We start from the raw sequence: 13,833 nt of genomic DNA on the forward strand, positions 1-13,833 counted from the left end.
GTTTGGGTTACCGCTCAATAAGTGGTATTATGTCTGCCCATTTATCGCGCTGTTGCACGGTAGTGGGCCGATGTATTGGCAAACAATAGTTGAGAAGAGCAGATGATCAGACAACGTACACTGAAAAGCATAGTGCAAACGACTGGGGTGGGACTTCACTCTGGCCGTAAAGTAACGCTTATTCTACGTCCGGCTGCTGCAAATACCGGTGTGATCTATCGCCGTACAGATTTGAATCCCCCTGTGGATTTCCCTGCAGATGCAGATTCTGTGCGTGATACCATGCTGTGTACCGCCCTTGTTAACGAGGAAGGTGTGCGCATCTCAACGGTTGAACACCTGAACGCAGCATTGGCAGGTATGGGCATCGATAACGTGATTATCGAGGTCGACGCACCAGAAATCCCGATTATGGATGGTAGCGCAAGCCCATTTATTTACCTGCTGCAGTCTGCCGGTATTGATACTCTAAATACGCCTAAGCGCTTTTTACGTATCAAGAAAACTGTTCGCGTCGAAGATGGCGACAAATGGGCAGAGCTACGTCCGTATAACGGATTCCGCCTAGATTTCGCTATCGATTTTAATCATCCGGCGATTGAATCAGAGCAGCAGCGTTTAGTGTTGGACTTTTCGAGCCAGTCATTTGTAAAAGACATCAGCCGTGCCCGTACGTTTGGTTTCATGCGTGATATCGAGTACTTACAGTCACAAAACCTGTGTCTGGGTGGTAGCTTTGATAACGCCATTGTTCTGGATGACTACCGCATCTTGAATGATGAAGGTCTACGGTTTGATAATGAGCTGGTAACACACAAAGTACTGGATGCAATTGGCGACCTGTACATGTGCGGCCATAACATTATCGGCGAAATGTGCGCCTTTAAATCAGGCCACGCCTTGAACAACAAACTGTTGCGCGCAGTCTTGGCCGATCAGGAAGCCTACGAGTGGTCAACCTTCGAGGAAGAGCACGAAGTACCGGTTACCTTTGCCCAGCCAGGCATGGTACTTGCCTAAGCAGACAATGCAGAATTAAAAAACGCCGGACGCTGTCCGGCGTTTTTGTTTTTGTGCTTCCCGCTATTCACGCTTCTTCGCTGCCAATGCAGCTATTCGTTCAAGTTTCTTTTTCACTTTATCTGGTGCACTTTTGGCCGTCGTCAGTAAGTACTGGGCAGCCAGTGGTGAAATTGGCTTTCGTACGATATCCGGTACTTTCTCTTCTTGTTTCTTTTCGACAGCCGCCAGTGCCGGGTTCACCTTTACCTCAATGCTCGCCAGTTGCGGAAGCAGCTTTTCCCTCAATTTACGGATTAGGTTGTTGCGCTCATAGTTAAGCCGCATTGACCAGGCTGCTGAGGCCGTCTCAATGATCAATGTTCCTTGGCGATAGTTACTTACCCGACAGAAATCAGCACAATCGAGGTGTTGCTTAACAGCTTTATTGAGCTTGCTAAGTGCGATAGCACGTTGCTGGATGTTACCTAACTGGCTGTCATCGAGCAGGCTCGCGGTTGTTTGGGGGCGATGATCGCGCATGACTCATGTCCTAATTAGGGGTTAAGTTCTAATTTTTCGTATATGAAAAGCAAGTCGCCTGCTTTTATCATAGGCGGCCTCGTTAATATGTCATATTATACCAAGTCTATAGAATGCAGGTTAATGATTGCCAGTATTCTGTAGCAATGGCAAATATGCCTAGCCGCGAGGGCTGCAATTGTCGCTAAGACATCATCCCTGAGCAAAACACTGGTATTGTTTTCATCTAACCCTTGAAATTAACCAAGGGGGCCACAATATCACTTATAACCATTGTTTTTCGTGTCGGCTTCTGTTGTCACATTTGTGGCGGATTCAGACGGGACAGGGATGATTCAATCCCGGTTATGAAACCCAGATTAAGCGATTCAGCCAGTACTGAAGCTGAAATAACAAAGAGAAAACGGCAACGCCATGTTATCAAAACTACTGACCAAAGTTATCGGTAGCCGTAACGACCGCACTCTGCGTCGTTTGCGTAAAATTGTTGATCAAATCAACAAGCTAGAACCTCAATTTGAAAGCCTGCAAGACGAAGAGCTGAAAGCCAAAACCGCTGAGTTCCGTGAGCGCCTGGAGCAAGGCGAAAGCCTCGACCAGCTGCTTCCTGAAGCATTTGCAACCGTGCGTGAAGCCTCGAACCGTGTATTCGGTATGCGTCATTTCGATGTCCAGCTGATCGGTGGTATGGTGCTGAACGATTGCCAGATCGCCGAGATGCGTACTGGTGAGGGTAAAACCCTGACGGCAACCCTGCCAGCTTACCTGAACGCCCTGACGGGTAAAGGTGTTCACATCGTTACGGTGAACGACTACCTGGCTGCACGTGATGCGGAAACAAACCGCGCACTGTTTGAATTCTTAGGTATGACTGTCGGTGTCAACGTACCGAACATGCCGCCGCAAGCGAAAAAAGAAGCCTATGCGGCTGATATCCTTTACGGCACCAACAACGAATTCGGTTTCGATTACCTGCGCGATAACATGGCTTTCCGTCCGGAAGACCGTGTCCAGCGTGAGCGCTTCTTCGCCGTTGTCGATGAAGTGGATTCCATCCTTATCGATGAAGCCCGTACACCGCTGATTATTTCAGGCCCGGCAGAAGATAGCTCTGAGCTTTACACTAAAATTAATCTGTTGATCCCACAACTTGTTAAGCAGGATCAAGAAGATAGTGAAGAATATCGTGGCGAAGGACATTACACGGTTGACGAGAAATCGAAGCAAGCCCACCTGACCGAAAATGGCCAGGAGTTTGTTGAAGACTTATTGAAGCAGAACGGCATGATGGCTGAGGACGATACCTTGTATTCTCCAGCTAATATCAGCCTGTTGCACCATGTGAACGCCGCATTGCGTGCCCATGTGTTGTTTGAGCGTGATGTTGATTACATCGTCAAAAATGACGAAGTGATCATCGTTGATGAACATACCGGCCGTACCATGCCGGGACGTCGCTGGTCTGAAGGCCTTCACCAGGCAGTTGAAGCCAAAGAAGGCGTGAAGATCCAGAACGAAAACCAGACGCTGGCATCAATTACGTTCCAGAACTACTTCCGTCTGTACAGCAAACTGTCGGGTATGACAGGTACTGCGGATACCGAAGCCTTTGAATTCCAGTCTATCTACGGATTGGAAACGGTCGTGCTACCGACCAATAAACCAATGATCCGTGATGATATGGGCGATTTGGTTTATATGACAGAGCTTGAGAAGTTTGCTGCAATCAGCGAAGACATCAAAGAGCGCGTCGAAAAAGGCCAGCCAGTATTGGTGGGTACCGTATCGATTGAGAAATCTGAACTCCTGTCTAATGCACTTAAGAAACAAGGTATTAAGCACCAGGTTCTGAATGCGAAGTTCCACGAAAAAGAAGCCGATATTGTTGCTGAAGCTGGCCAGTCTGGTGCTGTAACGATTGCCACCAACATGGCAGGCCGTGGTACCGATATCGTGTTAGGTGGTTCTTGGCAGAGTGAAATCGCCAAGATTGAAAACCCAACCGACGATCAAATCGCAACAATCAAAGCGAAGTGGCAAGAAAACCACGGCGCTGTACTTGCTGCTGGTGGCCTGCACATCATTGGTACAGAGCGCCACGAATCTCGCCGTATTGATAACCAGCTACGTGGTCGTTCTGGTCGTCAGGGTGATGCTGGCTCCTCTCGTTTCTATCTATCGATGGAAGATGGCTTGATGCGTATCTTTGCTTCTGATCGTGTGTCTAACATGATGAAGAAACTGGGTATGGAAGAAGGTGAAGCCATCGAGCACCCATGGGTGACCAAAGCGATTGAGAATGCCCAGCGTAAGGTCGAAGGCCGCAACTTCGATATTCGTAAGCAGTTGCTTGAGTTCGATGATGTTGCCAATGACCAGCGTAAAGTGGTTTATGAGCTGCGCGACGAGCTGATGAACGCTGAAGATATCAGCGAGATGATCGAGCAGAACCGTGAAGATGTCCTGCAGGCAATGATTGATGGCTATATTCCGCCACAGTCACTGGAAGAGATGTGGGACGTTCCGGGTCTTGAAGAGCGCCTGAAGACTGATTTCGATATGGAGCTGCCAATCCAGGAGTGGTTGGATAGCGAAGAGAAGCTTTACGAAGAAGCGCTGCGTGAGCGTATCGTTGAGAAATCAGTTGAGATTTACCGTGAGAAAGAAGAAGTAGTCGGTGCTGCGGTACTACGCAACTTCGAGAAGACGGTAATGCTGCAAAACCTTGATACACTGTGGAAAGAGCACCTGGCCGCAATGGATCACCTGCGCCAGGGTATCCACCTGCGTGGTTATGCCCAGAAGAACCCGAAACAGGAATACAAGCGCGAGTCGTTTGAACTGTTTGAAGGTATGCTGGAAAGCCTGAAGTCTGATGTGATTGCGATCCTAAGCAAGGTTCGTGTTCAGCAGCAGGAAGAGGTTGAGCGCCTGGAAGAAGAGCGTCGTCGTCAGGCTGAAGAGTTAGCCCGCCGCCAACAGTTCCAGCACCAGAACGCAGAAAGCCAGATTGCAGATGAGAGCACAGAAGGCGAAGAAAGCGCACCGTTCCAACGTGAAGAGCGTAAGGTCGGTCGTAACGAGCCTTGCCCATGTGGTTCTGGTAAGAAATACAAACAGTGTCACGGTAAAATCAACTAATTGATTCGCCGGATAACGGTTTGATACAGTAAAAAGGCCGCGCAAGCGGCCTTTTGTTTATTTGAAATAAGAAGCGAGATGCTAGAGGCGAGTAACGAGAAAACTTTCTCGATACGCAAAACTAGCTACTCGATATGGAAAGCAGGTTATCGGTTTGGAAAAGAAACAAGTTTGGATCTCGGCAGGGATCATCCTCAATGCTCAGCAAGATAAAGTTTTTATTACCCAGCGTGCAGCCAAAGCCCATAAAGGCGGCTATTGGGAGTTTGCCGGCGGCAAGGTCGAACATGGCGAGAGCGCCGAGCAGGCCGTGATCCGGGAGTTGGATGAAGAAGTGGGCATTCACGCCACAGAGCTGGAGCACTTTATCGCTTTGGAACACGACTATCCGGAAAAAGCGCTGAAGTTCGACTTTTTCTTAGTCAAAGGATTTGAAGGCGAGGCTTACGGTAAAGAAGGCCAGCCAGGCGAGTGGGTTCGTTTAGGTGATCTGGCTAACTATGAATTCCCAGAGGCCAATGATGCGGTGCTAAAGAAGTTGATAGGATTGATGTAAAGCTCGAGTAACGAGCAGCGAGAAGTGGTTTAGGGTTTTTCCCGCTTCCCGCTTCCCGCTTCCCGCTTCCCGCTTTTGGAATTAGTACCCCATATCTTCCGACCAACCATCAGAATCCGACATATCCGGCGCGCCGGGAATTGCCTTCTCTTCTTCGGCCCATTCGCCCAGGTCAATCAGCTGGCAGCGCTTTGAGCAAAACGGACGATACGGGCTCTTTTCGCTCCACTCTACTTTAGATTGGCAGGTAGGGCATTTCACTAGGGTTGGCGTACTTGGTTGTGTCACAGGGACCTCAGCAGATAGCTAGTTTAAATTCGATGGCTTCCGCGATGCTCCCACCTTCCTCAAAAGGCAAGAAGCGGATAGCAAAGCGGCTGCGATGGCCCGATATCATAGGGTATACCCCATAGCTTGGGCAAATTTCTAATCGCAGTAGGCTGGCATCCTCGGCATCATGCTGAAAAAAGCCGCCACGGGCGATCTGTGGCTGGTATTGGCCTGAATCTCGGGTAAGGCGCAACCACAAATGGAGTGCCTCAGTAAGCTCAGCCAGTTGTTTCAGCCAGTTAGCCATGTCATTTTGCTTATGTGCTAATGGTAAGTGTAGCCAGTGGTGCAGCGCAGGTAGATCAAAACAGCAGCTCCCCCCGGGGATCGAGAAGCGTTGTTTGATACCGCTCAAAAAGCGGTCTTCACGGATTTCCTGACCTAACCGTTTAGCGGTGATCAGCTGGTGGTGAGCAAGATCCATACTATCGAGAATAGCCAGCAGGGCAGATTGATCGACCCCTTCGATATTGAGCCAGCTCTTGAGCTTGGTTCTTTGCTTATCAAGATCCTTTGCTAGCTCTGATTTGAGTTGGATTTGATCGAGAATTTCCAACAAATCGAACAATGCACGGAAGAATAGCTGATGCTGCCATTGATCAGTTAACTGGCTGGCATGAGTCATCTGCCGGGTCAAATACTCAAGGCGTAAATAAATACGAACCTTTTCGTTTAACGGATGTTCAAAGCGGTTTGTTAGCATACTTGTATTATCCGACGTTAACTCGTTACTGGAAGTGAAGGCTCATGGCTAAATACTGCTGATGCAGGGCTGCGACGGCGTCTTCGAGCTCGGTACTGTCACCATTGTTGCTGATCACATCATCTGCCGCAGCCAGCCGCTCTTGGCGGGAAGCCTGGGCGGCAAGGATCTTTTTGACATGGCTGGCATCAACTTGGTCGCGCTGTTGGGTACGGGCGATCTGCACCTCTTCATCCACATCGATGACCAACAGGCGCTGGGCCATGGTTTGCAAATTATTTTCAACCATTAGCGGGATCACCAACAGGCAGTAAGGTGAGGTTGCCCGGTCGATATCGGCCTTCATCTTTTCCCTGATCATAGGGTGAAGCAGGGAGTTTAGCCATTCTTTCAAGCTGTTATCGTTGAAAATAGCTTGTCGTAGCTTACTGCGGTCGAGGGTACCGTCTGTCAGTAATATGTCAGAACCCAGTTTGTCGACAATCGCCTCAAGGCCGGGTGTACCGGGCTCGACCACTTCTCTGGCGACAATATCGGCATCAATAATATCAATGTCATAATGGGCAAACCGGTTGGCGACGGTGGTCTTGCCACTGCCAATTCCGCCGGTGAGTCCGACAACCATAGTCATCATTACAGTCCTAAATATGAAGTCAGGTACCAGTTCAGGATTGGCTCACCCCATAAAATGCCGATCCAGCCAGCAAAGGCCAGGTAAGGACCAAAGGAAAAAGGGGTTTGAGAATCTGAACTTTGTATACGCATCAAGATGATGCCACAGATTGCCCCAACCAAGGAAGACAAGAGGACAACAAAAGGCAGCAATTGCCAGCCAAGCCAGGCGCCAAGGGCTGCCAGAAGCTTAAAGTCACCGTAACCCATCCCTTCCTTGCCGGTTAGCAGCTTAAAGCTCCAGTAAAGGCTCCAGAGCGACAGGTAACCCGCCATGGTACCGATAATCGACTCGGTCAGTGATATCGGCCCCCAGCCCAATAGGGCCACCAGGATCCCGCCCCACATTAGCGGCAGGGTAATTTGATCCGGCAGCAGCATCTTATCGATATCAATAAAGGTCAGGGCGATCAGGGCAAAGCTGAAAAAGATCACCGCGATTGCCCACTCCGAGGCTGGCAATACCATCGCGACAGTTGCTGCAACCACAGCCGTGAACAGCTCTACCGCCGGGTAGCGGACACTGATTTTTGCTTGGCAAGAGCGGCAGCGGCCTTTCAGCAGCAACCAGCTGACAACCGGGATATTTTCCCACATGCTGATTTTATGCTGGCAATGCGGGCAGCGTGAACGCGGTACGCTCAGGTTGAAAGTCTGGCCGGCTTCGACGGGGCCAAACTCCGGGAAGCACTCGACACACTCTGACTTCCATTGGTGCTCCATCATGATCGGCAGGCGGTAAATCACAACATTAAGGAAACTGCCGATAAGCAGCCCGAAAATGGCGGCAAAAGCAGGAAAAAGCCAGGGATAGTAAGTCAGCAGTTCCATGAAAAAATCTCATATTGATGTATTTGGGTATTGTAGGGGAATCTAAGAGCAGATCCTAGATTAAGAGCGGATGCGAGTTCCTGGAACCTAGTTCCTAGAGGAGAAGCAAAAGCCTTACATACCGTTTTACCTTTATTTTATCTGTAAAACCTAGAGCCTAGAACCTAGTTTCTCGCACCTAATTGTTTACCCCATCACACTCATTAGCTTGAAGACCGGCATATACATGGCAACCAGTAGTCCACCGATCAGGCCGCCGAGGAAGATGATAATGAGTGGCTCAAGGATCTTGCCAAGGTTATCAACGGTGTCATCGACATCGTTCTCATACAAGGTGGCCATTTTATTGAGCATGTCGTCCAGGGAGCCTGACTCTTCACCAATCATGGTCATCTGTAACATCAGCTCCGGAAATACATCACATTGGCGCAGCGCGATATTAAGCGGCATGCCTGCTGCGGTACTGTTGTGTGCTTCCTCGATAGCCTGCTGAATGTGCAGGTTGCCCGACGTTTTTCCGGCAGACTGCAGGCCCGTCAGCAGAGGGATCCCCGCACTGAATGTTGTTGCCAGGGTGCGGGAAAACCGGGCGACGGTGGCTTTAAGCAGTACATTGCCAACAATGGGCAGTTTGAGATTGAGGCGATGGATTGCCAGTTTGAAACTGGGAGATCTTTTGTAGTTATAGCTGGCAAGAAACAGGCCTGTTGCCAGGGCTATTGCCAGGTAGGTACCTTGGGTGAGCATAAAATCGGAGGCCTTGAGTACCTGTTGGGTAAACCATGGCAAATCAGCGCCGAAGCTGCTGAAAATACTGGCGAACTGCGGGATCACAAACACCAGCATCATAATCGTGACGCCAATCGAGGTAATCGTCACCATGGTCGGGTAGATCATGGCTTTGATGACCTTTTTGCGTGTAGCCTCGTTTTTTTCCCGGTAGGTCGCGATACGCCCGAAGACTTCGGTCAAATGGCCCGTTTGCTCACCAGTCGATACCAAGTCACAGTAGAAATTATCAAACAGTGGTGAGCTGGTTTTCAGGGCCTTGGACAGGGAGGCACCGGCTTCGACCTGGGCGGTCACTTGTGACAGTATAGCCCTGGCTTCCGCTTTATTGTGGCTATTGGCCATCATCTTTAGCGCCTGCACGACAGGCACACCTGATGCTATCATGGTGGCCAGCTGGCGGGTGATCGCTGTTACGTCAGTCGGCTTCATCTGGTTTTTGATCTTGCTGAAGGTCGACGGATTACGGCGCTTGATTTTTTTTACCTGGATCATCTGTTCGCTGAGCGTGTTGCGAACATCGCGCTCTTGAAAGCCAAGGGTAACACCTGAAATTTTCTTCCCGGCCTGGTTAACGCCACGCCAGTGGTAATAGCGGATTTTACTAGCCTGGGCCATTATAACTCCTTGTTGCGTTCTTTGCTTAGGCTACCGGGATAAGCGGCTCTATGATCCTGAGGCCCTATGGATAAGCAGTTTCGAGTAACTAGGTTAGAGAGCCGAGCAAGAACAAAAAGCTTGACGCTAAATGTTTAGTATTAAAAAACCGACCACAGGACCACAGGACCACAGGACCACAGGACCACAGGACCACAGGACCTTAACTAAAATGCAGTACCCGCTGCAGCTCAGCCAAACTGGTGACCCCTGCCATGAGCTTTTCAATACCGGATTGTTGTAGTGTCTGCATGCCCTGTTTGCAGGCAATGTCTTCCAGTTCGAGGGTGGACGCACCTGCCATCAGCGCTTGGGCAAGTTCACGGCTAAACGGCATCACCTCATAAATACCAACCCGACCGAGGTAGCCCTGGTTGCAGTCGTCACAGCCAGATTCACTGGCCTGATAGAGCGTCACTGTCGGTGAGATGGCAAGTTTCTCCCGTAGGAAGTCATCCATGGGGTGGACTGCTTTGCAGCTATTGCACAGGCGGCGGGCAAGGCGCTGGGCGATGATCAGGCTAAGGGAAGAAGCCAAGTTGAAGTCTTGCACTCCCATATTGGTCAGGCGGGTAATGGTTTCAGCCGCCGAATTGGTATGCAGGGTCGAGAGCACCAAGTGGCCGGTCTGGGCAGCCTTGACCGCAATTGATCCGGTTTCCAAATCACGGATCTCCCCGACCATCACTACATCAGGATCCTGGCGCAGGAAAGATCGCAGTGCTTCGGCAAAGCCAAGGCCGATCTGGCTATTAATTTGAACTTGGTTGATCCCCGGCAGGTTGATTTCGACCGGATCTTCAGCCGTGGAGATATTACGCTCGTCGGTATTGAGGATCTTTAGCCCGGTATACAGAGAGACGGTTTTGCCGCTTCCGGTCGGCCCGGTCATCAGGATCATTCCCTGCGGCTGCTGTAGGGCATCAAGGTAAGCCTGCTTCTGTTGCTCGTTATAACCCAGGATATCGATATTCAAATTGGCACTGGAGCTGTCAAGGATCCGCAGGACGACCTTTTCCCCCCACAGGGTTGGCAGGGTTGAAACCCGTAGGTCGATTGCCAGTGTTGGGGTTAGTTTGAGTTTGATCCGGCCATCTTGCGGCTGGCGGCGCTCGGCAATATTGAGCCTCGACATCACCTTGAGGCGGGTCGAAAGCCGCCGTGACAGGTAGGCTGGTGGCATGGCATGCTGGTGCAAGATCCCATCACAGCGAAAGCGGATCCGGAATGTTTCTTCATAGGGCTCGAAATGGATATCCGAGGCCTTTTTACGAACCGCATCCATCAGTACTTGGTTGATATAGCGGGTTACCGGGGCGCTGTCCTGGCTGAGATCGGTTGTCTCATCGAGCAGCTCGCCATCGCCTAAATCAACCAGGTCGCCTAGGTCGGCATCACTGACACTGCGTTGGTACTGGTTTTGGTGCTGATCTTGATGATAGCCACCTCCGATTTCGCTGCCGTACACCCGCCGGATGGCACTTTCCAGCTGCTTGCTCTCGAGCAGTAAAGGCTCGATATTCTTGCCCGTGGCAAAACGAAATTCATCCAGTGCATCGATTTGGGATGGATCGCTAAGGCCGATGAACAGGGTATTGTCGTTCATCTGCAGCGGCAGTACCCGGTGCTGCAGCACTAAGTCGCGCTGGTTGAGTGTTTTGCAACAGGCGGGGTAGTCGTACTGGTGAACATCAATCAGCGCGATGGCAAAAATGTGCTCAAGGTGGCGTGCCAGCTCGGTGCCGCTGAACAAGCCGAGCTGCACCAGGGCAGAAGGCACGCTGGTGCCCTCTGCCCGGACATAGTCCACCACTTGCTGTTCCTGCACCGGGCTGATCAGGCTAGCCTGGTGCAGGATGGAAGCGAGGTTGGCTTGCATTAAATTCCTGTACAGTTCTTTGGTAGTACAGTGTCGTCAATATCTAAAGATGCGCAAGTCCAAGCTCCTGATGTTTCGTCGCGAACAAGTGAAAGTGTAAGACCTTGAAGTAAGCCGTTGACTCCTGTGGTATCAAATAAAAGATCAATTTGTCCACCAACAGTACTTTGTGCTGAGAACCCGATTTGCCCTAACGGTAAATCTGTATTTTCAGGAGCACCTAAATCTTGGGCTGTTTCTCCTGTATTCGCTTCAACTGGAAATGCTCCATTCTCAACAACAAAAGCTTCAACATTGGTTTTAACTCCTGTCATAGTAGCTAATGCCGAAGCTGCTTCAGCTTTTGCAACGTATTTTTGATACTGAGGCACAGCAATTGCTGATAGCACCCCAATCACTGCCACCACAATCATCAATTCAATTAAGGTAAAACCTTTTTGTCCTTTCATCTTTTTTATCCTTTCGTATTCTGCCATTGAGCAGTGAAATCTAGTGACCCCAGCATACGCCCTTAGTTAAGTTGCTGAATAAGCTACAAATGATTACTCGACGCAGTGTGAAATAAACTCACCAATATTGCATTTGTTGCATATTGATGGGCGGCGAAAAACGCAATTTTTATTAATTAAATTATCAGGTTATGGCACGTTGCATGGGGAGAGGGAATAGTTTTACAAGTTTCAGGAGCTTGGAAGAAAGGTGTTGAGGGTTTGGGGAAAAGACTTATTTTGGTCCTATGGTCCTATGGTCCTATGGTCCTATGGTCCTATGGTCCTATGGTCCTATGGTCCTATGGTCCTATGGTTTTATGGGTAAAGTCGGTCCTTGGACCTAGGAGAAGCAGTTCCTAGGAAGAGCAAAATTTAGTGCAGAGTTTTAAGAGGCGAGTTTCGAGTAATAAAGGAAGGCATTAAAAAATATCGCTAGAACAAAAGAGCAGCCCCAGGGCCGCTCTTTCCCCTAGGACCGCTGTTACTTAAACCGCATCGACAAATCCATCGCCTTCAGATGCTTAGTCAGCGCACCCACCGAAATATAGTCCACACCCGTCTGTGCAAACTCACGAATAGTTTCCAGCGTCACATTACCAGAGTTCTCCAGCGCCGCCCGGCCAGCATTGATTTTCACCGCTTCGCGCATCATCTCGGTAGTAAAGTTATCGAGCATAATAATATCCGCCCCGGCATCAATCGCCTGTTGCAGCTCATCCAGAGACTCGGTTTCGATTTCCACCGGCTTGCCAGGGTTCAGCGCCTTGGCAGTAGTGATAGCCGCTTCAATCCCACCACAGGCAATAATGTGATTTTCTTTAATCAGGTAGGCATCGAACGCACCAATACGGTGGTTGTAGCCGCCGCCGCAGGTCACGGCATATTTCAGTGCGCTGCGCAGGCCCGGAACGGTTTTGCGGGTATCGAGCAGGCGAGTATGGGTGCCTTCCAGCTGCTTAACATATTCAGCGGTTGTTGTTGCACAGCCCGACAGGGTCTGGATGAAGTTCATCGCATTGCGCTCGCCCGTTAGCAAAATACGGGATGGGCCGCTCAGGGTGCATAGTGTTTGGTTCGGCTCAACCGCTTCGCCATCCTGGACATGCCACTCGATAGTCACTTCGCCACCGAGCTGCTTGAACACTTCCTCGGCCCACATCTGGCCGCAGAAGATACCGTGCTCGCGGGTAATGATCGTGGCGACACCCTGGCTGTCGGCAGGGATCAGGCTGGCGGTGACATCCAGGGTAGGATCGATAGTGCCGCCCAGATCTTCACGCAAGGTATCGGCGACGGCACGGGTAATTTCGGTTGGGAGTTGCTGCTTTAAGTAGTTTAAGCGCGATTCGCTGTCGTGCTTCTTTTCCATCTGAGTCATGACATATCCGTAGCAAGGTTGAGCTGCTGGAGAATAGGGGAATAGCTCCCGCGTTTATAATGGGATAGATCATACCCTGAGATGAAGCGGGAAGCGAGAGGCGGGAAGCGGGAGAAAGTGGTACTAAGGTGTAAAAGTGGCCCTATGGCCCTATGGCCCTATGGAAGCGATGGAAAAGCTTGGCATAATTGTAATGGGTTAGAATCCTGCTAGCAGGACCACAGGACCACAGGACCACAGGACCACAGGACCACAGGACCACAGGACCACAGGACCACAGGACCACAGGACCACAGGACTTATTAAGAAATGTTAACAATCAATAACACCCACTGGCTTGAAGGGGTCAAACATGTCCCTTCGCCATTCTACGACCAACGGCCTGATTCAACAGATATTTCCCTGCTGGTGGTGCACAACATCAGCCTGCCGCCGGGGCAGTTTGGCGGGCCGTATATCGAACAGCTCTTTACTGGCCGGTTGGACCCGGAGGAACATCCCTATTTCGGGTTAATTTCAGGCTTTCGTGTCTCTGCTCACTGTTTAATTAGACGAAATGGCGATATTATCCAGTTCGTACCGTTTGACTGTCGCGCCTGGCATGCAGGAGTGTCGCAATTTGCAGGCCGTGACAAGTGCAATGATTATTCTATTGGTATAGAACTGGAAGGAACGGACACCCTCCCTTATACCCAGGCTCAGTATGACATGCTCACTGAGCTGACCCGGGTTATTACAAAGCGTTACCCTGACATCACTGCTTCTCGGATCACCGGCCATGAGTTTATTGCGCCGGGGCGAAAAACTGATCCCGGTTTGGCTTTTGACTGGCGGGCGTTTAAAACTGGCCTGGTTAAAAAATAG

At 50.3% G+C, this 13,833-nt stretch carries 13 protein-coding genes; 4 read left to right on the plus strand and 9 right to left on the minus strand.

The features are described from left to right. Positions 1-102 precede the first annotated feature (102 nt). Positions 103-1,020: a UDP-3-O-acyl-N-acetylglucosamine deacetylase gene (gene lpxC, locus AC51G0_RS02120; RefSeq protein WP_496300488.1), complete on the plus strand. Its 918-nt coding sequence runs from the start codon at positions 103-105 to the stop codon at positions 1,018-1,020. A 63-nt stretch (positions 1,021-1,083) separates the two neighbouring features. Here the strand turns inward: lpxC and AC51G0_RS02125 are convergent, their stop codons facing one another. Then, complete coding sequence (locus AC51G0_RS02125) at positions 1,084-1,542, minus strand: DUF721 domain-containing protein (protein ID WP_496300489.1); 459 nt, start codon at positions 1,540-1,542, stop codon at positions 1,084-1,086. A gap of 414 nt (positions 1,543-1,956) precedes the next feature. Between AC51G0_RS02125 and secA the strand changes: the two genes are divergently transcribed. Both secA and mutT read left to right on the plus strand, forming a co-directional pair. After that, positions 1,957-4,683 carry a preprotein translocase subunit SecA gene (gene secA / locus AC51G0_RS02130; RefSeq protein WP_496300490.1) on the plus strand — a complete coding sequence of 909 codons (2,727 nt, stop codon included), beginning with the start codon at positions 1,957-1,959 and terminating at the stop codon, positions 4,681-4,683. Positions 4,684-4,837: 154 nt separating this feature from the next. Further along, positions 4,838-5,239, plus strand: a complete 402-nt coding sequence (gene mutT / locus AC51G0_RS02135) for an 8-oxo-dGTP diphosphatase MutT (RefSeq protein ID WP_496300491.1) — start codon at positions 4,838-4,840, stop codon at positions 5,237-5,239. An 81-nt stretch (positions 5,240-5,320) separates the two neighbouring features. On the opposite strand, the gene yacG is transcribed toward mutT, so the two are convergent. The 8 genes from yacG to nadC all read right to left on the minus strand — a co-directional run bounded on the left by yacG (position 5,321) and on the right by nadC (position 12,960). After that, positions 5,321-5,527, minus strand: a complete 207-nt coding sequence (yacG, locus tag AC51G0_RS02140; RefSeq protein WP_496300492.1) for a DNA gyrase inhibitor YacG — start codon at positions 5,525-5,527, stop codon at positions 5,321-5,323. A gap of 7 nt (positions 5,528-5,534) precedes the next feature. Beyond that, the gene (gene zapD, locus AC51G0_RS02145) at positions 5,535-6,272 is read right to left on the minus strand and encodes a cell division protein ZapD (RefSeq protein ID WP_496300493.1); all 738 of its coding nucleotides are present in this window, start codon (positions 6,270-6,272) and stop codon (positions 5,535-5,537) included. Between the two features lie 25 nt (positions 6,273-6,297). Beyond that, complete coding sequence (coaE, locus tag AC51G0_RS02150; protein WP_496301842.1) at positions 6,298-6,903, minus strand: dephospho-CoA kinase; 606 nt, start codon at positions 6,901-6,903, stop codon at positions 6,298-6,300. A gap of 2 nt (positions 6,904-6,905) precedes the next feature. Then, positions 6,906-7,775 carry a prepilin peptidase gene (locus AC51G0_RS02155; RefSeq protein WP_496300494.1) on the minus strand — a complete coding sequence of 290 codons (870 nt, stop codon included), beginning with the start codon at positions 7,773-7,775 and terminating at the stop codon, positions 6,906-6,908. A gap of 186 nt (positions 7,776-7,961) precedes the next feature. Beyond that, complete coding sequence (locus tag AC51G0_RS02160; RefSeq protein WP_496300495.1) at positions 7,962-9,182, minus strand: type II secretion system F family protein; 1,221 nt, start codon at positions 9,180-9,182, stop codon at positions 7,962-7,964. A 202-nt stretch (positions 9,183-9,384) separates the two neighbouring features. Then, on the minus strand, positions 9,385-11,100 hold the full coding sequence (gene pilB, locus AC51G0_RS02165) for a type IV-A pilus assembly ATPase PilB (RefSeq protein WP_496300496.1): 1,716 nt from the start codon (positions 11,098-11,100) through the stop codon (positions 9,385-9,387). Beyond that, positions 11,100-11,549 (minus strand): pilin, encoded by a 450-nt coding sequence (locus AC51G0_RS02170; protein ID WP_496300497.1) that lies wholly within the window; start codon positions 11,547-11,549, stop codon positions 11,100-11,102. The genes pilB and AC51G0_RS02170 overlap by 1 nt, the downstream gene beginning before the upstream one ends. 523 nt (positions 11,550-12,072) lie before the next feature. After that, a complete protein-coding gene (nadC, locus tag AC51G0_RS02175; RefSeq protein ID WP_496301844.1) occupies positions 12,073-12,960 on the minus strand; it encodes a carboxylating nicotinate-nucleotide diphosphorylase in 888 nt (295 codons plus the stop codon). Positions 12,961-13,278: 318 nt separating this feature from the next. On the opposite strand from nadC, the gene ampD reads away from it, so the two are divergent. Continuing rightward, on the plus strand, positions 13,279-13,833 hold the full coding sequence (gene ampD / locus AC51G0_RS02180; RefSeq protein WP_496300498.1) for a 1,6-anhydro-N-acetylmuramyl-L-alanine amidase AmpD: 555 nt from the start codon (positions 13,279-13,281) through the stop codon (positions 13,831-13,833).

The organism is Photobacterium sp. HL06, assembly GCF_059552575.1.